The 19,491-nt window shown below is 64.2% G+C and carries 16 protein-coding genes; 9 read left to right on the top strand and 7 right to left on the bottom strand.

The features are described from left to right. Nucleotides 1–78: 78 nt before the first annotated feature. From dapD to ABC383_RS06605, 3 genes are read right to left on the bottom strand one after another with little or no spacing between them, the layout of a single operon-like run. Nucleotides 79–903 (bottom strand): 2,3,4,5-tetrahydropyridine-2,6-dicarboxylate N-succinyltransferase, encoded by an 825-nt coding sequence (gene dapD / locus ABC383_RS06615; RefSeq protein WP_413012564.1) that lies wholly within the window; start codon nt 901–903, stop codon nt 79–81. A gap of 39 nt (nt 904–942) precedes the next feature. Beyond that, nucleotides 943–2,151: a succinyldiaminopimelate transaminase gene (gene dapC / locus ABC383_RS06610; RefSeq protein WP_413012563.1), complete on the bottom strand. Its 1,209-nt coding sequence runs from the start codon at nt 2,149–2,151 to the stop codon at nt 943–945. A gap of 33 nt (nt 2,152–2,184) precedes the next feature. Beyond that, nucleotides 2,185–2,463: a hypothetical protein gene (locus ABC383_RS06605; protein ID WP_413012562.1), complete on the bottom strand. Its 279-nt coding sequence runs from the start codon at nt 2,461–2,463 to the stop codon at nt 2,185–2,187. Nucleotides 2,464–2,714: 251 nt separating this feature from the next. Here ABC383_RS06605 and smc point away from each other — a divergent pair, with 251 nt between their 5' ends. After that, nucleotides 2,715–6,239, top strand: coding sequence for a chromosome segregation protein SMC (smc, locus tag ABC383_RS06600; RefSeq protein ID WP_413012561.1), 3,525 nt, complete (start codon nt 2,715–2,717; stop codon nt 6,237–6,239). Nucleotides 6,240–6,259: 20 nt separating this feature from the next. Here the strand turns inward: smc and ABC383_RS06595 are convergent, their stop codons facing one another. Continuing rightward, nucleotides 6,260–6,478 (bottom strand): hypothetical protein, encoded by a 219-nt coding sequence (locus tag ABC383_RS06595; protein ID WP_194712066.1) that lies wholly within the window; start codon nt 6,476–6,478, stop codon nt 6,260–6,262. Nucleotides 6,479–6,891: 413 nt separating this feature from the next. On the opposite strand from ABC383_RS06595, the gene ABC383_RS06590 reads away from it, so the two are divergent. The 5 genes from ABC383_RS06590 to ABC383_RS06570 all read left to right on the top strand — a co-directional run bounded on the left by ABC383_RS06590 (nt 6,892) and on the right by ABC383_RS06570 (nt 12,321). Continuing rightward, entirely contained in the window at nt 6,892–8,037 is a 1,146-nt protein-coding gene (locus ABC383_RS06590) for a cell division protein ZipA C-terminal FtsZ-binding domain-containing protein (RefSeq protein WP_413012560.1), read from the top strand. Nucleotides 8,038–8,040: 3 nt separating this feature from the next. Continuing rightward, nucleotides 8,041–10,092 (top strand): NAD-dependent DNA ligase LigA, encoded by a 2,052-nt coding sequence (gene ligA / locus ABC383_RS06585; RefSeq protein ID WP_413012559.1) that lies wholly within the window; start codon nt 8,041–8,043, stop codon nt 10,090–10,092. Continuing rightward, nucleotides 10,089–10,964 (top strand): UTP--glucose-1-phosphate uridylyltransferase GalU, encoded by an 876-nt coding sequence (gene galU, locus ABC383_RS06580; protein ID WP_413012558.1) that lies wholly within the window; start codon nt 10,089–10,091, stop codon nt 10,962–10,964. Before ligA ends, galU begins: the two co-directional genes overlap by 4 nt. Next, nucleotides 10,961–11,497 (top strand): peptide deformylase, encoded by a 537-nt coding sequence (def, locus tag ABC383_RS06575; RefSeq protein WP_413012557.1) that lies wholly within the window; start codon nt 10,961–10,963, stop codon nt 11,495–11,497. Before galU ends, def begins: the two co-directional genes overlap by 4 nt. A gap of 182 nt (nt 11,498–11,679) precedes the next feature. After that, on the top strand, nt 11,680–12,321 hold the full coding sequence (locus tag ABC383_RS06570; RefSeq protein WP_413012556.1) for an alpha/beta fold hydrolase: 642 nt from the start codon (nt 11,680–11,682) through the stop codon (nt 12,319–12,321). 41 nt (nt 12,322–12,362) lie between these two features. Here ABC383_RS06570 and ABC383_RS06565 read toward each other — a convergent pair whose 3' ends face one another. The 3 genes from ABC383_RS06565 to map are packed head-to-tail and all read right to left on the bottom strand — an operon-like array spanning nt 12,363 to nt 16,526. Beyond that, on the bottom strand, nt 12,363–13,109 hold the full coding sequence (locus ABC383_RS06565) for a pseudouridine synthase (protein ID WP_413012555.1): 747 nt from the start codon (nt 13,107–13,109) through the stop codon (nt 12,363–12,365). A 33-nt stretch (nt 13,110–13,142) separates the two neighbouring features. Next, complete coding sequence (locus ABC383_RS06560; RefSeq protein WP_413012554.1) at nt 13,143–15,695, bottom strand: [protein-PII] uridylyltransferase; 2,553 nt, start codon at nt 15,693–15,695, stop codon at nt 13,143–13,145. Nucleotides 15,696–15,698: 3 nt separating this feature from the next. Then, a complete protein-coding gene (gene map, locus ABC383_RS06555; protein WP_413012553.1) occupies nt 15,699–16,526 on the bottom strand; it encodes a type I methionyl aminopeptidase in 828 nt (275 codons plus the stop codon). A gap of 300 nt (nt 16,527–16,826) precedes the next feature. Between map and rpsB the strand changes: the two genes are divergently transcribed. The 3 genes from rpsB (at nt 16,827) to pyrH (ending at nt 19,478) form a co-directional block, all read left to right on the top strand. Next, complete coding sequence (gene rpsB, locus ABC383_RS06550; protein WP_194712075.1) at nt 16,827–17,579, top strand: 30S ribosomal protein S2; 753 nt, start codon at nt 16,827–16,829, stop codon at nt 17,577–17,579. Nucleotides 17,580–17,714: 135 nt separating this feature from the next. Then, nucleotides 17,715–18,596: a translation elongation factor Ts gene (gene tsf, locus ABC383_RS06545; RefSeq protein WP_194712076.1), complete on the top strand. Its 882-nt coding sequence runs from the start codon at nt 17,715–17,717 to the stop codon at nt 18,594–18,596. A gap of 165 nt (nt 18,597–18,761) precedes the next feature. Then, nucleotides 18,762–19,478: a UMP kinase gene (pyrH, locus tag ABC383_RS06540; RefSeq protein WP_194712077.1), complete on the top strand. Its 717-nt coding sequence runs from the start codon at nt 18,762–18,764 to the stop codon at nt 19,476–19,478. Nucleotides 19,479–19,491: the final 13 nt, after the last annotated feature.

Raw genomic sequence — 19,491 nt, 5'->3', positions numbered from 1 at the left:
CGGCTCCTGCTATCTGCTTGCGTAGTGGGGAACATGCTGCGGCACGGGCCGCGACGGACCCGTGCGCCGGGGAACTGATTACGCTTCGCGCAGCAGTTCGTTGATGCCGGTCTTGGCGCGGGTCTTGGCGTCCACGCGCTTGACGATGACGGCGCAGTACAGGCTGTACTTGCCATCGGCGGAGGGCAGGTTGCCCGACACCACCACCGAGCCGGCCGGGATGCGGCCGTAGCTGACTTCGCCGGTGGCGCGGTCGTAGATCTTGGTCGACTGGCCGATGTAGACGCCCATCGAGATCACCGAGTTTTCCTCGACGATCACGCCTTCGACGATTTCCGAGCGGGCGCCGATGAAGCAGTTGTCCTCGATGATGGTGGGGTTGGCCTGCATCGGTTCGAGCACGCCGCCGATGCCGACGCCGCCCGACAGGTGGACGTTCTTGCCGATCTGGGCGCAGGAGCCGACGGTGGCCCAGGTGTCGACCATGGTGCCTTCATCGACGTAGGCGCCGATGTTGACGTAGGAAGGCATCAGGACCACGTTCTTGGCGATGAAGCTGCCGCGGCGCGCGACGGCCGGCGGCACCACGCGGAAGCCGCCGCGGGCGAAGTCTTCGGCGCTGTAGTTCTCGAACTTGCTGGGCACCTTGTCGTAGAACTGCAGGCTGCCGGATGGCATCACGACGTTGTCTTCCAGGCGGAACGACAGCAGCACCGCCTTCTTGATCCACTGGTTCACGGTCCAGCTGCCGCCGGCCTTCTCGGCCACGCGCAGGGTGCCGGCATCGAGCTGCTCCAGCACATGGGCGACGGCGTCGCGGACTTCGGCCGGCGCCGACTTGGAGGAAATGTTGGCACGGTCTTCCCATGCCTGATCGATGAGTTGCTGCAGCTGTTGGGTCATCTTGTTTGCTTGGTGAGTTGAGGTTTGCGGTTGCGGCGCTCAGCGGCTGGCGAGCTTGCCGGTGAATTCGACGATGCGGTGCGCGGCTTCGAGGCATTCGTCCACCTCTGCCACCAGCGCCATGCGGATGCGGTTCTGTCCGGGATTGATGCCGTGCGCCTCGCGGGCCAGATAGCTGCCCGGCAGGACCGTCACATTATATTCGGCATAAAGACGTTTCGCATAATCAACATCCGAAATCTGCGTCAGCTTGTCGACCTTCGCCCACAGGTAAAAGCCGGCATCCGGCAGTTCCACATCCAGCACTTCCCTGAGCAGCGGCGTGACCTGGTTGAACTTGGTGACGTACTTGGCGCGGTTCTCCTCTACATGGGCTTCGTCGTTCCAGGCGGCGATCGAGGCGGCCTGCACCGGCGGGCTCATCGCGCCGCCGCAGTAGGTGCGGTAGAGCAGGAAGCGCTTGAGCACCGCGGCGTCGCCGGCGACGAAGCCGGAACGCATGCCGGGCACGTTGGAGCGCTTGGACAGGCTGGAGAAGGTGATCAGGCGTTCAAAGCCGGTGCGGCCCAGCTTGTGCGCGGCCTCCAGGCTGCCCAGCGGCGCTTCCGCCTTGAAATAGATCTCGGAATAGCACTCGTCGGCGGCAATGATGAAACCGTAGCGGTCGGACAGGTCGAACAGTTCTTGCCAGTCGGCCAGCGACAGCACCGCGCCGGTGGGGTTGCCGGGCGAGCAGATATAGAGCAGTTGCACGCGCTTCCAGGCCTCTTCCGGCACGCTGGAAAAGTCGGGCGCGAAGTTGCGCGCCGGGTCGGAATTGACGAACCACGGCGTGGCGCCGGCCAGCAGCGCCGCGCCCTCGTAGATTTGGTAAAACGGATTGGGACAGATCACCAGCGCATCGGCGCGCGGGTCGATCACGGCCTGGGCCAGCGCGAACAGCGCCTCCCGCGAACCATTGACCGGCAGCACCTGGGTTGCCGCATCGACCGCCGGCAATCCATAGCGCCGCTCCAGCCAGCCGGCGATGGCCTGGCGCAGCGGATCGCCGCCGGGCGTGCTGGGGTAGACCGCCAGACCGCCCAGGTTGTCGGCCAGCGCCTGCCGGATGAAGTCCGGCGTCGGATGCTTGGGTTCGCCTATCCCGAGGCTGATGGGGCGGCGCGCCGCGTCCGGCTGGCTGTCGGCCAGCAGGCGGCGCAATTTCTCGAAGGGATAGGGCTGGAGCTTGTCAAGGAGTGGATTCACGAATGCCGGCCAGAAAAGCAAATGAAGGCGGCATTATAGTTTGTCGGTTGGCTCCATGCTGCCGAGAATTTTCTGCAGCTTTTCGGTGAAGTCATTGCTGAACCTGGCGACGGTTTCCTCTCTTTCCGCCTTCACCTTGGCCCACTCTTCCGGGCCCAGTTCGGCTTCGCTCTGTTTTTCAAGGTCATCGCTGTACTGCAGCAGCTTGTTCAACGCGTCGACAATTTTCTCGACCTGGCCATCGGCTATGGTAAGGCCCGATTCCTTGAGTACTTCCTTGATGGGCAACACGTCTTTCGGATCGATCTGCATGGTTCCTCGCTCGGTGAGTGGATTGTTGAAGGGACGTCAACTACGTGGGCCCGGATCGGCTTCAGTTCCGTGCCGGCCTGTTGCCGCATCCGTCCCGGCCAAAAACGGGGAATCAATTCGCCTGCCTGAACGCGGAAGCGCTGGCGCCCGGTGGTATCATCCCGTGCCTGACGGCTGGCGCCGCCCGTGCCGGCCATCACCCACCGGGCAAGCTTTCCCGTGTATGCAATTCGGTCTGGAAGAATCAAAAAGTGCGCTTAACCTCGATTAAATTATCCGGCTTCAAATCCTTCGTCGATCCCACCAATTTCCAGGTTCCCGGCCAGCTGGTGGGCGTGGTCGGCCCCAACGGTTGCGGCAAGTCCAACATCATCGACGCGGTGCGCTGGGTGCTGGGCGAATCCAAGGCCTCGGAGCTGCGCGGCGAGTCGATGCAGGACGTGATCTTCAACGGCAGCACCAACCGCAAGCCGGCCGGACGGGCATCGGTCGAGCTGGTGTTCGACAATGCCGATGCCAGGGCGGCGGGGCAGTGGGGCCAGTATGCGGAGATTGCGGTCAAGCGCACCCTGACCCGGGACGGCACCTCCAGTTATTACATCAACAACCAGCCGGTGCGCCGGCGCGACATCCAGGACATCTTTCTCGGCACCGGCCTCGGCCCGCGCGCCTACGCCATCATCGGCCAGGGCATGATCTCCCGCATCATCGAAGCCCGGCCGGAAGACCTGCGGATTTTCCTGGAAGAGGCGGCCGGGGTATCGAAATACAAGGAACGCCGGCGGGAGACGGAAAACCGCCTGCACGACACGCGCGAGAACCTGACCCGCGTCGACGACATCCTGCGCGAGCTCAATGCCAACCTGGACAAGCTGCAGGCGCAGGCGGTGGTGGCGCGCAAGTTCCACGAGATGCAGGCCGACCAGTCGCAGAAGCAGAAGCTGTTGTGGCTGCTGCGCCGCAATGAGGCCAAGGCCGAGCAGGAGAAGCATTTCCGCGAGATCGAACTGGGGCAGCTGGAGCTGGAGCAGCAGACCGCCAGGCTGCGCCATGTGGAAGCCGAACTGGAGCAGATGCGGCAGGGACACTATGCCGCCGGCGACCGGATGCACCAGGCCCAGGGCCACCTGTACCAGACCAATTCCGAGATTGGCGGACTGGAAGCCCAGATCCGCTTCGTGATCGAGTCGCGCGGACGGCTGCAATCCCAGCTGACGTCGCTGGCCACCCAGCGCGAGCAGTGGCAGCGCCAGCATGACCAGCAGATGGAAGACCTGGCCGAAGCCGACATCGGGCTGGAGGAACACGCGGCCCGGGTCGAGCAGGCCGAGCTGTCGGCCGAGCAGCAGACTGCGTTGCTGCCCGAACTGGAACAGGCCTGGCGCGACGCCCAGGCGAAAAGCGCCGAGTCGCGCACCCGCATCCTGCAGGCACAGCAGCGCATCGAACTGGAAGCGGCGCAGCAGCGCAACGCGTCCCAAATATTGAACAGCCTGGCGGCCCGGCGCGAACGGCTGACGCAGGAAAAGCAGGGGCTGCATCAGCCCGACGGCGTCCACCTGGAAAATCTGCGGGCACAGCTGGAGGAAAAGCAGGCGCAGCTGGAAGAGGCGCGCCTGCTGCAGGAACAGGCGCAGGAACAGCAACCGGCGCTGGAGCAGGCACGGCGCGAGGCGCAGGCCCGGGTCAATGCGGAAAACGCGGCCAATGCCCAGCTCGAAGCCAGGCTGAACGCGCTGCGGCAACTGCAGGAGCGGGTGCAATCGCAGGGCAAGGTCCAGCCCTGGCTGAAGAAACATGGCCTGGATACGCTGCCGCGCCTGTGGCAGAAGCTGCAGATCGAGCACGGATGGGAAACCGCGCTGGAATCGGTGCTGCGCGAGCGGGCGTCGGCGCTGGAAGTGTCGAAGCTCGACTGGGCGCAGGGCTTCCTCGCCGACCCGCCGCCGGGAAAGATGGCGCTGTACGCCGCCGACGCGGTGGAGAGTCGCGTCGACGGCGTTGCCGGCCTGAAAAGCGCGATGAGCCTGCTGCATGTGAATGATCCCGGCCTGCGGGCGCTGATGCAGGACTGGCTGCACCAGGTCTATGTCGCCGACGACGCGGCCAGCGCCTTTGCCGGCCGCGACAGGCTGCCGGCCGGCGCGATGCTGCTGACCCGCGAAGGCCACCTGGTCAGCCGCTCCAGCGTGCGTTTCTATGCGGCCGATGCCGAGCAGGACGGCATGCTGGCGCGCCAGCAGGACATCGAGAATATCGTGCGCCAGTTGCGGGCGCAGCAGATGCTGGCCGAGGAAGCGCGCGCGGCGGCAGCCAGTGCCGACTCGGCACTCACGCAGGCGACCCAGCGGCTGCAGGAGCTGCGGCAGCGGGTCAATGCATTGACGCAGGGCGCCCACGCGCTGCAGATCGACCTGATGAAGCAGACCGAAGTGCAGACCCGCTACGACCAGCGCCATGCGCAGATCGTCGGCGACCTGTCGGAAATCGCGGCGCAGGAAGCCGAGCAGCAGGAGGCCAGCGCCGAATCCGAGGCGCGGCTGGAGCAGCTCGATATCGAGTTGGGCGAGCTGCAGGAGCGGCACGAGGAAGGCCAGAACGACTACATCGGGCGCGAACAGCGGCTCAACGAGGCGCGCGCCCGGTTGCGCGAGCTTGAGCGGGCCGCGCAGGAAGCCCAGTTCGCCGAAAAAACCCATCGCAACCGGATCGAGGAACTGCGGCGCGGCATCGCCACTGCCGCCGAGCAGGTGGTCCAGATCAACGCCAGCATGCAGGCTGGCCAGAGCGAACTCGCGGGCCTCGACGACCAGACCGCGCAGGACGGGTTGCAGGACCTGCTGGAGCGGCGCAGCCAGCAGGAGCGCGCGCTGGCCAACGCCCGTCACGAGCTCGACCAGCTGACCCAGAAACTGCGCCACCTGGAAGAGGCGCGGATGCAGATCGAGCGCAGCTTGCAGCCGCAGCGCGACCGCATCATGGAACTGCAGTTAAAGGAACAGGCGGCGCGCCTGAACCAGGAACAGTATGCGCAGCACCTGGCCGAAGCCGGCGCCGACGAGGCGGCCCTGGCCGCGCTGCTGGACGGCGATGTGAAGCCATCCTGGCTGCAGGGCGAGGTGACGCGCCTGACCAACGCCATCGCCGCGCTCGGCCCGGTGAACCTGGCCGCGCTGGACGAACTGGCGCAGGCCTCCGAGCGCAAGCAGTTTCTGGACGAGCAGACCGCCGACCTGGCCGAGGCCATCGCCACGCTGGAAGACGCGATCCACAAGATCGACAAGGAAACCCGCGACCTGCTGCAGGACACCTTCGACAAGGTCAATCATCACTTCGGCGAGCTGTTCCCGGTGCTGTTTGGCGGCGGCAATGCGCGCCTGATCATGACGGGGGAGGAAATCCTGGACGCCGGCGTGCAGGTGATGGCGCAGCCGCCGGGCAAGAAGAACGCGACGATCCACCTGCTGTCGGGCGGCGAAAAGGCGCTGACGGCGACGGCGCTGGTGTTCTCGATGTTTCAGCTCAATCCGGCGCCGTTCTGCTTGCTCGACGAGGTCGATGCGCCGCTGGACGATGCCAACACCGAGCGCTTCTGCAAGATGGTGCAGCGCATGTCTTCACAGACCCAGTTCCTGTTCATCTCGCACAACCGGATCGCCATGGAAATGGCGCAGCAGCTGATCGGGGTGACCATGCAGGAACAGGGCGTGTCGCGCATCGTGGCAGTGGACATGGAAGCAGCCGCGGGCTTCGCCACCGAAGCGCGGGCGGCTTGACAGGGGAAATGAAGCCGGCCTCAGTGCATGCCCAGCCACTGGGAGCGGGCGAGCGCGGCTTTCTTCTGGAAGTAGGCGGCATTCTGCTGGGCTTCGCGCATGCGGTCCTGCTCCACGTCGGCGCAGATGAGGTAATGCGACTCGGCCCGCTTCCACCACCAGCGCCGCACCATGGCCTTGATCGGATTGAGCGGCAACATGGTCAGCTCGTGTAATTTCAGCGATTTGACGTCAGACATGATTTCCTCTCTGGATGGGCGTGACGGTTGTCCGGATTTTTCTTTTGGGCAAAAAGCGCGGGCCAGTTGCCAGGAATTCATTCTATGGTCAAAACGACAAATTGTATTGATTGTTGTCAACGTTTTCTGCGGCCGGATTCATCGCTAAATTTCTGATGGAACAGGGAATTGGCGGCCGGATGGCGCCCTTGCATCGGCTTGACAACTTGACATACGAACACTTACCCTAGCGCGGTTGACGCCCCGGCCGCGCTCAAGCGGCTTATCCCTGCTACGAAAGCGTGGAAAACGCTACAGCCCGTCGACTTTCTGGAACCAATAATGACCCGATTCGTATCCCCCGCGTGGGCCAGCAACCGAGACCGCACGGCGCAGGCCCCGGCCGGCGTTTCGCATGCCCTGAAGGCAGCTGCATGACCGATTTACAAGCCAGTCTGATCGCCATCGGCGGCGCCATTGTCGTGGGCGTGTTTTCCTATAACAAATGGCAGGAATACAAGACCCGCAAGACTGTAGAGCGGGCTTTTGCGGATGACCAGCACGACGTGCTGATGCATGGGGATGCGGCGCCGCACGAGCGGGTGGAGCCGGGTTTCGGCGCGGCGGCGGCGCAGCCGGAACAGCAGGCCGAGCCGGAATATGCCCCATCGGCGATGCCCGCCGGCGCCGCGGCCGACGACCCGGCCGCAGCGGCAGCGGAAGCAGCGCCCGTGCCGCAGCATGAACCCAGCGCCATGGAGGAAACGGTGCTGCATGCGCCGCGCCATGACCTGCCGGTCGACCAACTGATCGACTGCACCATCGGCCTCGGCCTGGAGTCGCCGCTGCGCGGCGACCGCGTGCTGCCCATCGTCCATACGCTGCGCCACGTCGGCAACAAGCCGGTGCATTTCATCGGCCTGGCCGACGACGGCCGCTGGGAAGCGATTGCGCATGGCCGCACCTACACCATGCTGCAGGCCGGCATCCAGCTCGCCAGCCGCACCTCGGCATTGAACGAGATCGAATATTCCGAGTTCGTCAGCCGGCTGCGCCAGGTGGCCGACGAGCTCGGCGCCGAGTGCGACGTGCCTGACATGTCGCGCATCGTGTCAATTGCGCGCGGCCTGCATCAATTCGTTGCCGAGTATGGCGCGCAACTGAGCGTCAACGTCCAGTCCAACCGCGCGCCCTGGCAGATCAGCACGCTGCTGGCCGCGCTGGCGCGCCAGGGCTTCGACCTGCGCCCGGACGGCAGGCTGGTGATGCCCGACGGCGACGGCGGCGTGCTGTTTTCCATTTCGACCAACGCCAGCGGCGGCGACGAAACCACGTCCCGGCTGACGCTGCTGCTTGATGTCGCCCTGGTGGCCGCCGCCCGCGATGGCTATGGCGCGATGATCTCCTGCGCCAAGTCGCTCGCCGCGCGCCTCGACGGCACCGTGGTCGACGACTCCAACCAAGCCCTGTCCGATGCCACCCTGGAAGAAATAGCATCCCAGGTGCACGCGTTCTATGCCGAGATGGAAAGCTCTGAAATTCCTGCCGGATCGACGCGCGCGCTGCGACTCTTTGCCTGACCCATGCCACACGATTCCACCGCCACGCCGCCCGATGCGCTGGAGCGGGCGGCGCGCCTGCGCGCCGAGATTGCCCGCCACAACCACGCCTATTACGTCCTCGACAACCCCACCATCCCGGACGCCGAATACGACCGCCTGTTCCGCCAGCTGCAGGCGCTGGAACAGGCGCATCCCGAACTGATCACCAGCGACTCGCCCACCCAGCGGGTCGGCGGCGCACCGCTGCCGCAGTTCGAGCAGGTGCGCCATTCCGCACCGATGCTGTCGATTAACAATGGCTTTCGCGACGACGACATCGTCAACTTCGACCGCCGCGTGCGGGAAGCGCTGAAGTCGGAAACCGAGGTCGAATACAACTGCGAGCTCAAGTTCGACGGACTGGCCATCAATCTGCGTTACGAGAACGGCTTGCTGGTGCAGGCGGCGACCCGCGGCGACGGCACCACCGGCGAAAACGTGACCGCCAACATCCGCACCGTGCGCGCGATTCCGCTGCGGCTGCAGATGGACAATCCGCCGGCGATCATCGACATCCGCGGCGAAGTGCTGATGTTCAAAAGCGATTTCGCCAAGCTCAATGCGCGCCAGCGCGATGCCGGCCAGCGTGAATTCGCCAATCCGCGCAACGCCGCCGCCGGCAGCCTGCGCCAGCTCGATCCGCGCATCACGGCGCAGCGCTCGCTGCGCTTCTTCGCCTATGGCATCGGCGTGCTGGAAGGCGCCGAGCTGCCGCAGTCGCATGCGGCGCTGCTGGACTGGTATGCGCAGATCGGCATCCCGGTCGCGGCAGAGCGGCGGGTGGCTCTCGGCGCCGAAGGGCTGCTGACCTTCTATCGCGACATCGGCCTGCGCCGGGCACAGCTGGCCTACGAGATCGATGGCGTGGTGTACAAGGTCAACCCGGTCGCCCAGCAGGCACAGCTCGGTTTCGTGTCGCGCGCGCCGCGCTTTGCGCTGGCCCACAAGTTCCCGGCCGAGGAAGCGATGACCATCGTGCAGGACATAGGCGTCCAGGTGGGCCGCACCGGCGCGCTGACGCCGGTGGCCAGGCTGGCCCCGGTGCTGGTCGGCGGCGTGACCGTCACCAATGCCACCCTGCACAACGAGGACGAGGTGCGGCGCAAGGATATCCAGATCGGCGACACCGTCATCGTGCGGCGGGCCGGCGACGTGATCCCGGAAGTCGTGTCCTTCGTGCCGGAACTGCGCCCGGCCGACGCCCGGCCGTTCGTGATGCCGGCGCTGTGCCCGGTCTGTTCCTCGCCCATCGTGCGTCCCGAGGAGGAGGCGGTGGCACGCTGTTCCGGCGGCTGGGTCAAGTGCCCGGCGCAGCGCAAGGGCGGCCTGCTGCATTTCGTGTCGCGCCGCGCGATGGATATCGAGGGCCTGGGCGACCAGCTGGTCGAACAGCTGGTCGACCGCAATGTGGTCACCACAGCGGCCGACTTCTACCGGCTGGGCCTGACCTCGCTGGCCAGCCTGGACCGCATGGCCGACAAGTCGGCCGGCAACGTGATCAAGGCAATCGAGAAATCGAAGTCGACCACGCTGGCGCGCTTCATCTTTGCGCTCGGCATCCGTCATGTCGGCGAGTCGACCGCCAAGGAGCTGGCCAGGCATTTCGGTGGAATTGATGCGCTGTTGAAAGCTGATGAAGTGCAATTGCTGGATGTTGCCGATGTCGGGCCGGTTGTCGCCCGTTCTATACTGCAGTTCCTGGCCGACCCGATGAATGTCGAGCTGATCGAGCAGTTGCGGGCCAATGGCGTGCACTGGGAAGAGGGCGCCTCGGAAGCCCGTCCCAAGCCGCTGGCCGGGCTGACCTTCGTGCTGACCGGAACCTTGCCTACCATGGGCCGTGACGAAGCAGCGGAACGGATCGAGGGCGCCGGCGGCAAGGTGGCCGGTTCCGTATCCAAAAAGACCAGTTACCTGGTGGCCGGCGACGATGCCGGCAGCAAGCTGGCAAAAGCGGAGACGCTGGGTGTTCCTGTGATCGATGAAGCAGCATTGCTGGAAATGCTGCATCAGACCAAAGAAAGCGAAGCATGAGAAAAATCACCAAGGCTGTCTTTCCCGTTGCCGGACTCGGCAGCCGTTTCCTTCCCGCCACCAAGGCGCAGCCCAAGGAAATGCTGCCCATCGTCGACAAGCCGCTGATCCAGTACGCAGTGGAAGAAGCGGTCGCCGCCGGCATCACTGAAATGGTATTCATCACCGGCCGCAACAAGCGCGCCATTGAAGACCATTTCGACAAGGCTTACGAGCTGGAAACCGAGCTGGAAGCGGCAGGCAAGAAGCAGCTGCTGGACCTGGTGCGCAATGTGATTCCCAAGCATGTGAACTGCATCTTCATCCGCCAGTCCCAGCCATTGGGCCTGGGGCATGCGGTGCTGTGCGCCAAGCCGGTGGTCGGCACCGAGCCGTTTGCCGTGCTGCTGGCCGACGACTTCATGGATGTGCCCGAGGGCGAAAAGTCGGTGATGGCGCAAATGACGGAAGTCTATGAGCGGGAAGGGCTGAGCGTGCTGGCGGTGCAGGACGTACCGCGCGCCGATACCCGGCAGTACGGCATTGTCAGCGCCACCGAATACCAGCCGGGGCTGGAGCGCGTCAATGCCATCGTCGAGAAGCCCGACCCCGACAGCGCGCCGTCGACGCTGGCGGTGGTGGGCCGTTACGTGCTCTCCAACCGGATCTTCGAGTGCATCGAAAACCTGGGCAAGGGCGCTGGCGGCGAAATCCAGTTGACCGACGGCATCGCCGCGCTGATGCAGCGCGAATCGGTGCTGGCCTATCGCTACCGCGGCCAGCGCTTCGATTGCGGCTCCAAGCTGGGCTATCTGAAGGCCACCGTGGAAATGGGACTGCGTCATCCCGAAACCGGCCCGGCCCTGGCCGAATACCTGCAGAGCAGACAATGACGGTCCGTGAAATATTGAAAATGGGAGATCCGCGGCTGCTGCGTCAGGCCGAGCGGGTCACCGAGTTCGATACGCCGGCGATGCGGGAGCTGATCGCCGACATGTTCGACACGATGTACGCCGCCAACGGCGCCGGCCTGGCCGCGCCGCAGATCGGCGTCAATCTGCAGCTGGTGATTTTCGGCTTCAAGCAGAACCTGCGCTATCCGGATGCCGCGCCGGTGCCTGAAACCGTGCTGATCAACCCGGTGCTGACGCCGCTGTCGCAGGAAACCAATGAGGATTGGGAAGGTTGCCTGTCGGTGCCTGGCCTGCGCGGCGTGGTGCCGCGCTGGACGCAGCTGCGTTACGAGGGGGTTGACCAGCACGGCGCGCCGATCCGGCGCGAAGTCGACGGCTTCCATGCCCGGGTGGTCCAGCATGAATGCGACCACCTCGCCGGCATCCTGTACCCGATGCGGGTGCGTGACTTCACCCGCTTTGGCTATACGGACGTCCTGTTTCCCGGCCTGAGCGACGCTGACGACGACTGACAAACATCCGTCCCGGCAAAATAGTCTTTTTTGCCGCTTTCTTGATGGATTACGTGTCGGCGATACCAGACATTCCAAATCGGCATTGGCAGCATGCTGCGATGCAGCATAGACTGTCGCCTTATGGTGATCAACCCGCCTCTGCGCAACCTTGCGCCTGGGCGCCGCCGATAAGGACACCGATGAATCTTGTGTACATACACGGCAACCACGCCACCGCCGACAGCTTTAACTTTATCCGCAGCAAGCTTTCCGGCCATAACGACATCCTGCTCGAATACGACAGCGCCCACGGCTTCTACAGCAATCACGCCAGGATGCTGGAACGCCTGGCGGACATGCCAGACCTGTTCTTCATCGCGCACTCCCTGGGCGGCATCCATGCGCTGCACCTGGCGGCGGAACTGGGCGAGCAGGTACTGGGCGGCGTGACGATGAGCACACCTTACGGCGGCAGCGAGGCGGCGGAGATGGTTGCCTGCCTGCTCCCTTTCAGCCAGGTGCTCAAGGATATCCGCCCGCGCAGCGCGCCAATTCTCGAGGGCAAGCAGATTGCGCTCAATGTGCCCTGGACCAACCTGGTCAGCACCGCCGGCGCCTCGCCGTTCATGCTGGCGGCCAATGACGGCGTGGTGACCCAGGACTCGATGCGCCACCGCGACGATATCCAGTTGGTGGATATCGCCTGCAATCACTTCGAGATCGTGCTCAACCAGGACGCGCTGGCAGTGATCCAGCGCGAAATTGCGCAGGTGAAGAAGCGCCGGGCCGCGCAGTCATCCCGCGACCGTTCCGCCTTCTCCCTCGCGCAGCTGCTCGGATGAACAGGGCGAGGATTCGCCTCTGACAGGTCGGCAACCGGCCGTCAGAAACGCTCGTCGGCGCCCAGATAGCGCCACTGGCCCGGCGGCAGGTCGCCCAGCGTAACGCCGCCTATCCGTACCCGCTTCAGGCCCAGCACCTTCAGGCCGACCATGTCGCACATGCGGCGGATCTGGCGCTTCTTGCCTTCGCGCAGCACGAAGCGCAGCTGGTCTTCATTCTGCCAGCGCACCTGCGCCGGCTTGAGTTTCTTGCCGTCCAGCGTCAGGCCGTAATTCAGGCGTTTCAGGTCGCTGTCGGGCAGGCGCCCCGGCCGGGTGTACTCCACCCGCACCAGGTATTCCTTTTCCACCGCGCTGTCTTCGCCGATGAGCTGCTTGGCCACGCGCCCGTCCTGCGTCAGCACCAGCAGACCCGTCGAGTCGATGTCGAGCCGTCCGGCTGGCACCAGGCTGCGCAGCTGGGTCGGATGAAAGCGCAGCGGTGCGCGGTCTTCCTCCCAGCGGTTTTCCGGCGTCACTAGCACCAGCGCCGGCCGGTAGCCGTCTTCGGCCTGGCCGCTGACATAGCCGACCGGCTTGTGCACCAGCACCGTCACCCGCTTGGACTGCTCGGCGGCGGCCTGGCGCTCCACCGTCACCTTCTGGTGCGGCAGCACCTTGCTGCCGAGTTCGGAGACGACCACGCCATCCACCCGCACCCAGCCGCGGGCAATCCATTCGTCGGCCTCGCGGCGGGAGCACAGGCCCAGTTCGGACATGCGTTTGGACAGGCGTAGCGGTTCAGTCATGTGAATCAGAAGCAATCGTTAAGGAAATCGGAATCAGGTATGCAGCGCGTCCAGCAGTTCGCGCTCCAGCTGGATCTGGCTGCGCGCATGCTGCAGCACCGGGCCATCGACCAGGAACACGTCTTCCACCCGCTCGCCCAGCGTCATGATCTTGGCGGTATGCAGATTGACACGGTACTTGGCCAGCACGTTGGCGATGGCGTAGAGCAGGCCGTTGCGGTCGCTGGCCGAGACCGACAGCAGGTAATACTGGCCGCGCTCGTCCGGCCGCAGATCGACCGTCGGCGTAAACGGAAAGGTGCGCGACAGCCGCGACAGCCGTCCCTTGCGCGGCGGCGGCAGGGGCTGGCTGCTCGACAGGGACTGGCCCAGCTCGTGCTCGATCAGGTTGATGATGTCGCGGTAGTTGTTGGCGAACGCAGGTTCGGTCACGAGAAAGGTGTCGAGCGCATAGCCGTTGCGGGTGGTATGGATCTTCGCATCCAGGATGCTGAAGTTTTTGCGCTCGAAATAGCTGCAGATGCGCACGAAGAGATCGGGCTGGTCCTTCACATACACCGTCACCTGCAGGCCTTCGCCGATCGGCGCGAGCCGGCTTTTCACCACCGGCACGCTGCTGTTGATGCGGTTGTACAGCATGCGCGTCTGCCAGGCGATGTCGGAGGCGTCGTGGCGCAGGAAGTAGGCGACGTCGAGCTGGTTCCACAGCGCGTCGTGGGCCTGCGCCGGCAGGCCGTACAGGCGCAGCGTCTTCAATGCCTCTTCCTGCCGGTTCTTCAGTTCGCGGTCGGCCGACGGCGCCTCGCCGCCCAGCACCCGCAGCGTCATCCGGTACAGGTCTTCCAGCAGCTTGCCCTTCCAGGCGTTCCAGACCTTGGGGCTGGTGCCGCGGATGTCGGCCACGGTCAGCAGGTACAGCGCCGTCAGGTGGCGTTCGTCCTTCACCAGCGCGGCGAAATCGCGGATCACGTCCGGGTCCGACAGGTCCTGCTTCTGCGCCACCTGCGACATCGACAGATGATGCTCGACCAGGAACACCACCAGCTCGGTGTCGGCGTCCGACAGCGCATGGTCGCGGCAGAAGCGGCGCGCATCGACCATGCCCAGCCTGGAATGGTCGCCGCCGCGTCCCTTGGCGATATCGTGGAACAGGGCGGTGATGTAGAGCAGCCAGGGCTGGGCGAAGTTGGCCATCAGCTGGCTGCAGAACGGGTATTCATGCGCATGTTCGGACATCGTGAAGCGGCGCAGGTTGCGCGCCACCATCAGGATGTGCTGGTCCACGGTGTAGACGTGGAACAGGTCGTGCTGCATCTGGCCGACGATGCGCCGGAAGTTGGGCAGATAGCGGCCGAGTATGCTCAGCTGGTTCATGCGTCGCAGCGCATGAGTGATGCCTTCCGGCGCCTTCAGGATCTCCAGGAACAGCGCGCGGTTGGCCGGGTCGCGCCGGAAATCGCGGTCGATGCCGAAGCGCTCATGCCACAGGGCGCGCAGCGTGCGCGCCGTCATGCCGCGCAGCGACGGTCGCTGTTCCATCAGCAGGAAAATTTCCAGCATCGCCGAGGGCGTCTCGGAAAACAGGTCGTCGCGGGCGATGTCGATCAGGCCATTGACTTCATTGAAGCGCGGGTTGATCGCCAGCGGACAGGTCGACTGCGGGAACAGCTGCGCCTCGATGTTCTGCAGCAGGATGGTATTGAGCTGGGTGACCGCCTTGGCCGCCCAGTAATAGCGCTGCATCAGGTATTCGCTGGCGCGCCGCGTCTCGGTGTTCTGGAAGCCAAGCGACTGCGCGATCGGCGTCTGCACGTCGAACACCAGCCTGTCCTCGCGCCGCCTGGCATGGATATGCAGGCGGATGCGGATGTCCTTGAAGGCGCGTTCCTTCTGCGTCAGCTGGCGCGCCTCGGTAGGCGTGATCAGGCCGCGTTCGGCCAGCTTGCGCCACGAGTCGCCCAGCCCGGCCGCCTTGGCCACCCACAGGATGACCTGCAGGTCGCGCAGGCCGCCTGGACTTTCCTTGCAGTTCGGCTCCAGGCTGTAGGGCGTGTCCTCGTACTTCGCATGGCGCTGGTGCAGTTCCAGGATCTTGGCCTCGAAGAAGGCCTGTGCATCCATCGCCTGCCGGCATTGCGCCACCAGCTCGCCGAACAGCGCGCGGTTGCCGGTGACGAGACGCGCTTCCAGCAGGCTGGTCTGCACCGTGATGTCGGCAGCGGATTCGCTCAGGCATTCCTCCACCGTGCGGATGCTGTGCCCGATTTCCAGGCCCAGGTCCCACAGCAACTGCACCATTTCCTCCAGCTGCGCCTGCTCCTGGGCATCGGGCGGTGCGGCCAGCAGGATCAGCACGTCGACGTCGGAATAGGGGAACAGTTCGCCCCGGCCGTAGCCGCCCACGGCCACCAGCGCGCTTTTCTCGGGCATGCCGCAGGCGCGCCATGCCTGGGTTAGCACCCGGTCCACCAGCTGCCGCAGCGCCGTGGTCAGCCGTTCCGGCTTGCCGTGGGCTTCGTACGAGACGATCTCATTCTGGCGCCCGGACTTGAGCTCCTCCTTCAGGGGCAGCACCAGCGTGTTCATCGATCAGGCCGTTTCCGCCTGGCTGGCGTTTTTGATGATGAAGGCCGGCGGCGCCGGCATGCCCGGCGACACGGTAAGCACTTCGTAGCCGGTCTCGGTCACCAGCACCGTGTGCTCCCATTGCGCCGACAGGCTGCGGTCCTTGGTCTTGATGGTCCAGCCGTCGCCCATCTCGCGGATATCGCGGCGGCCGGCATTGATCATCGGCTCGACGGTAAAGATCATCCCGGCTTCCAGCTTTTCCAGCGTGCCGGGACGGCCATAGTGCAGCACCTGCGGCTCTTCATGGAATATCTTGCCGATGCCGTGGCCGCAGAACTCCCGCACCACGCTGTAGCCGGCCTTTTCCGCATGCTGCTGAATGACGTAGCCGATGTCGCCGAGGTGCGCGCCCGGCTTGATCTTCGAGATGCCCAGCCACATGCATTCGTAGGTGATGTCGCCCAGGCGCTTGGCCAGGATAGACGGCTGGCCGGCGTAGAACATCCGGCTGGTGTCGCCGTGGTAGCCATCCTTGATGATGGTGACGTCGATATTGACCGCGTCGCCATTCTTCAGCACCTTGTCGCCGGGAATGCCGTGGCAGATCACGTCGTTGACCGAGGTGCAGATCGCTTTCGGATAAGGCGTGTAGCCCGGCGGGCAGTAGTTGAGCGGCGCCGGAATGCTGCCCTGCACATTGGTCATGTATTCATGGCAGAGGCGGTCCAGTTCGGCAGTGGTCACGCCCGGCTTGACGAAGGGCGTGATGTAGTCGAGAACTTCGGCGGCCAGCCGGCCGGCCACGCGCATGCCGCGAATGTCCTCTTCAGTCTTGATGGTGATAGGCATAGTCGGGAAAGTCCGGAAGGAATTGCCGCAGTGCGGCAGAAGCGCTGGAATCGGCAATTATAGACCACCGGCCCGGCGTTCGCCCGGGAGGGCGAAAGCAGACTTGAAAGGGCAGGGCAATTTGGGGTAGAATCTCGGGTTCCTTTGATTGTCTTGCCTGAAGTCAAGCCGAGCCGGCAATTGCCGGCGCAGCGTCGGGCCAGTCATCAATCGACAATTCTTTTTAAATCGCGAATCCGGTCCACAAGGGTGCCCTATATGGGTCACTGGCCGGATTCCAGACCCAACCCTGGAGCAAACATGTCTGTCACCATGCGTGAAATGCTGGAAGCCGGTGTCCATTTCGGTCACCAAACCCGCTTCTGGAACCCCAAGATGGCCCCGTTCATTTTCGGTCATCGCAACAAGATTCATATCGTCAACCTGGAAGTGACGCTGTCCAAGTACAACGAGGCGATGAAGTACATTCGCCAGTTGTCGGCCAACCGCGGCACCATTCTGATGGTTGGCACCAAGCGCCAGTCGCGCGACCTGGTTGCCCAGGAAGCCCAGCGCGCAGGCGTGCCTTACGTTGACCAGCGCTGGCTGGGCGGCATGCTGACCAACTTCAAGACCATCAAGACCTCGATCAAGCGCCTGAAGGAAATGGAGCAGGCCATCGAAGACGGTTCGGTCGAGAAGCTGTCGAAGAAGGAAGGGCTGATGTTCAGCCGCGAAATGGAAAAGCTGCAGAAGTCCATCGGCGGCATCAAGGACATGAACGGCATTCCTGACGCCATCTTCGTCATCGACGTCGGCTACCACAAGGGCGCCGTCACCGAAGCCGCCAAGCTGGGCATCCCGGTCATCGGCGTGGTTGATACCAACCACTCCCCGGACGGCGTGGCTTACGTCATCCCAGGCAACGACGACTCCTCGAAAGCCATCGCACTGTACGCACGCGGCGTTGCCGACGCGATCCTCGAAGGCCGCGACAGCGCCGCCAGCGAGCTGGTCGAGTCCATCAAGAGCGATGCCGGCGACGAATTCGTCGAAGTCAACGAGCAGGCATAATACGCCTCTGCCCGCGGCAGCGTCCGCGGGTGAATAGAAAAGGGGCAACATCCGTTCGCCCCTTTTTTTCGAGCTGAATCCCCACAATTTCGATCCGGCAGGCCCGAGCGGCAGCCGATCAGCAAGGAGAATACGATGGCCACAATTACAGCAGCAATGGTAGGCGAACTGCGCGCCAAGACCGATGCACCGATGATGGAATGCAAGAAGGCCCTGACCGAAGCCGGCGGCGATCCGGTCAAGGCGGAAGAGATCCTGCGCGTCAAGCTGGGCAGCAAGGCTTCCAAGGCCGCTTCCCGCATCACCGCCGAAGGCGTGGTTGCCGCTTATATCCAGGGCACCGTTGGCGCGCTGGTGGAAGTCAACTGCGAAACCGACTTCGTGACCAAGAACGACGACTTCCTGAAAATGGCTTCCGAAGCTGCCCGCCTGGTGGCGGAAGGCAATCCGGCCGACGTCGCCGCGATGGGCGCGCTGCAGCTGGACGGCAAAACCCTGGAAGAGCAGCGCACCGAGCTGGTGGGCCGCATCGGCGAGAACATGTCGTTCCGCCGCTTCAAGCGTTTCGACAGCGGCTCCAAGCTGGTGTCCTACCTGCACGGCACCCGCATCGGCGTGATGGTCGAATATGACGGCGCCGACGAGCAGGTCGCCAAGGACGTGGCCATGCACATCGCCGCAATGAAGCCGGTGTCGTTGTCGTCCGACCAGGTGCCGGCCGAACTGATCGAGCGCGAGCGTTCGGTTGCCTCCCTGAAGGCTGCCGAGTCCGGCAAGCCGGCCGATATCGCCGCCAAGATGGTCGAAGGTTCGGTGCAGAAGTTCCTGAAGGAAGTGTCGCTGCTGGCCCAGCCGTTCGTGAAGAACGACAAGCAGACCGTCGAGCAGATGCTCAAGGCCAATAACACCACGATCAAATCGTTCGTGATGTTCATCGTTGGTGAAGGCATCGAGAAGAAGCAGGATGACTTCGCGGCCGAAGTGGCTGCCCAGGTGGCAGCCGCCAAGCAGGCGTAATCAGCAAGCGGGCCGAAAGGCCCGTTTTTTTCAAGGTGCGGCGCCCATGTCGCCGCACCGCGCCCGGGCTCTTGCTTCATCGCTGTAAAATGTCGCACCATCAAGCAGCTATCCGGGCGGTATATTGCATTCAAGCAAAACCGGATCACCATAAGGAGCCATTTCATGACCCAACCAGCGTACAAGCGCGTTCTCCTCAAGCTTTCCGGTGAAGCCCTGATGGGTGACGACTCCTACGGCATCAACCGCGCCACGATCGAGCGCATGGTGGCCGATGTTTCCGAAGTCGTCAAAATGGGTGTCGAGCTTGCCATCGTGATTGGCGGCGGCAATATCTTCCGCGGCGTCGCACCCGGCGCGCAGGGCATGGACCGCGCCACCGCCGATTACATGGGCATGCTGGCCACCGTGATGAATTCCCTGGCCCTGGCAGACGCGATGCGGCAGTTCGGCATGACCGCGCGCGTGATGTCGGCCATCAGCATCGAGCAGGTCGTGGAGCCCTACGTGCGGCCCAAGGCGCTGCAGTATCTGGAAGAGGGCAAGGTGGTGATCTTCGCCGCCGGCACCGGCAACCCGTTCTTCACCACAGATACCGCCGCCGCGCTGCGCGGCTCGGAAATCGGCGCCGAGGTTGTCCTGAAGGCAACCAAGGTTGACGGCGTCTACAGCGCCGACCCGAACAAGGATGCTTCCGCCACGCGTTATGCGAGCATCAGCTTCGACGAGGCCATTTCCAAGCACCTGCAGGTGATGGACGCCACCGCCTTTGCGCTGTGCCGCGACCAGAAGCTTCCGATCCGGGTGTTTTCCATCGTCAAGCCCGGTGCGCTGAGCCGCATCGTGATGGGTGACGACGAGGGCACCCTGGTGCATGTTTAATACGAGCATACGA

This window comes from Noviherbaspirillum phoenicis, from assembly GCF_047237965.1.
Classification (GTDB): Bacteria; Pseudomonadota; Gammaproteobacteria; order Burkholderiales; family Burkholderiaceae_D; genus Noviherbaspirillum_A.
The sequence above is the reverse complement of the archived record's forward strand: the minus strand, read 5'-3'. Positions and strand labels throughout refer to the sequence as shown.

Excerpts from the sequence above, each read along its gene's own strand:
- dapD (WP_413012564.1), bottom strand. The coding sequence starts at position 903 with ATGACCCAACAGCTGCAGCAACTCATCGATCAGGCATGGGAAGACCGT.
- ABC383_RS06605 (WP_413012562.1), bottom strand. The coding sequence starts at position 2,463 with ATGCAGATCGATCCGAAAGACGTGTTGCCCATCAAGGAAGTACTCAAG.
- ABC383_RS06595 (WP_194712066.1), bottom strand. The coding sequence starts at position 6,478 with ATGTCTGACGTCAAATCGCTGAAATTACACGAGCTGACCATGTTGCCG.
- ABC383_RS06590 (WP_413012560.1), top strand. The coding sequence starts at position 6,892 with ATGACCGATTTACAAGCCAGTCTGATCGCCATCGGCGGCGCCATTGTC.
- ligA (WP_413012559.1), top strand. The coding sequence starts at position 8,041 with ATGCCACACGATTCCACCGCCACGCCGCCCGATGCGCTGGAGCGGGCG.
- galU (WP_413012558.1), top strand. The coding sequence starts at position 10,089 with ATGAGAAAAATCACCAAGGCTGTCTTTCCCGTTGCCGGACTCGGCAGC.
- def (WP_413012557.1), top strand. The coding sequence starts at position 10,961 with ATGACGGTCCGTGAAATATTGAAAATGGGAGATCCGCGGCTGCTGCGT.
- ABC383_RS06570 (WP_413012556.1), top strand. The coding sequence starts at position 11,680 with ATGAATCTTGTGTACATACACGGCAACCACGCCACCGCCGACAGCTTT.
- ABC383_RS06565 (WP_413012555.1), bottom strand. The coding sequence starts at position 13,109 with ATGACTGAACCGCTACGCCTGTCCAAACGCATGTCCGAACTGGGCCTG.
- ABC383_RS06560 (WP_413012554.1), bottom strand. The coding sequence starts at position 15,695 with ATGAACACGCTGGTGCTGCCCCTGAAGGAGGAGCTCAAGTCCGGGCGC.
- map (WP_413012553.1), bottom strand. The coding sequence starts at position 16,526 with ATGCCTATCACCATCAAGACTGAAGAGGACATTCGCGGCATGCGCGTG.
- rpsB (WP_194712075.1), top strand. The coding sequence starts at position 16,827 with ATGTCTGTCACCATGCGTGAAATGCTGGAAGCCGGTGTCCATTTCGGT.
- tsf (WP_194712076.1), top strand. The coding sequence starts at position 17,715 with ATGGCCACAATTACAGCAGCAATGGTAGGCGAACTGCGCGCCAAGACC.
- pyrH (WP_194712077.1), top strand. The coding sequence starts at position 18,762 with ATGACCCAACCAGCGTACAAGCGCGTTCTCCTCAAGCTTTCCGGTGAA.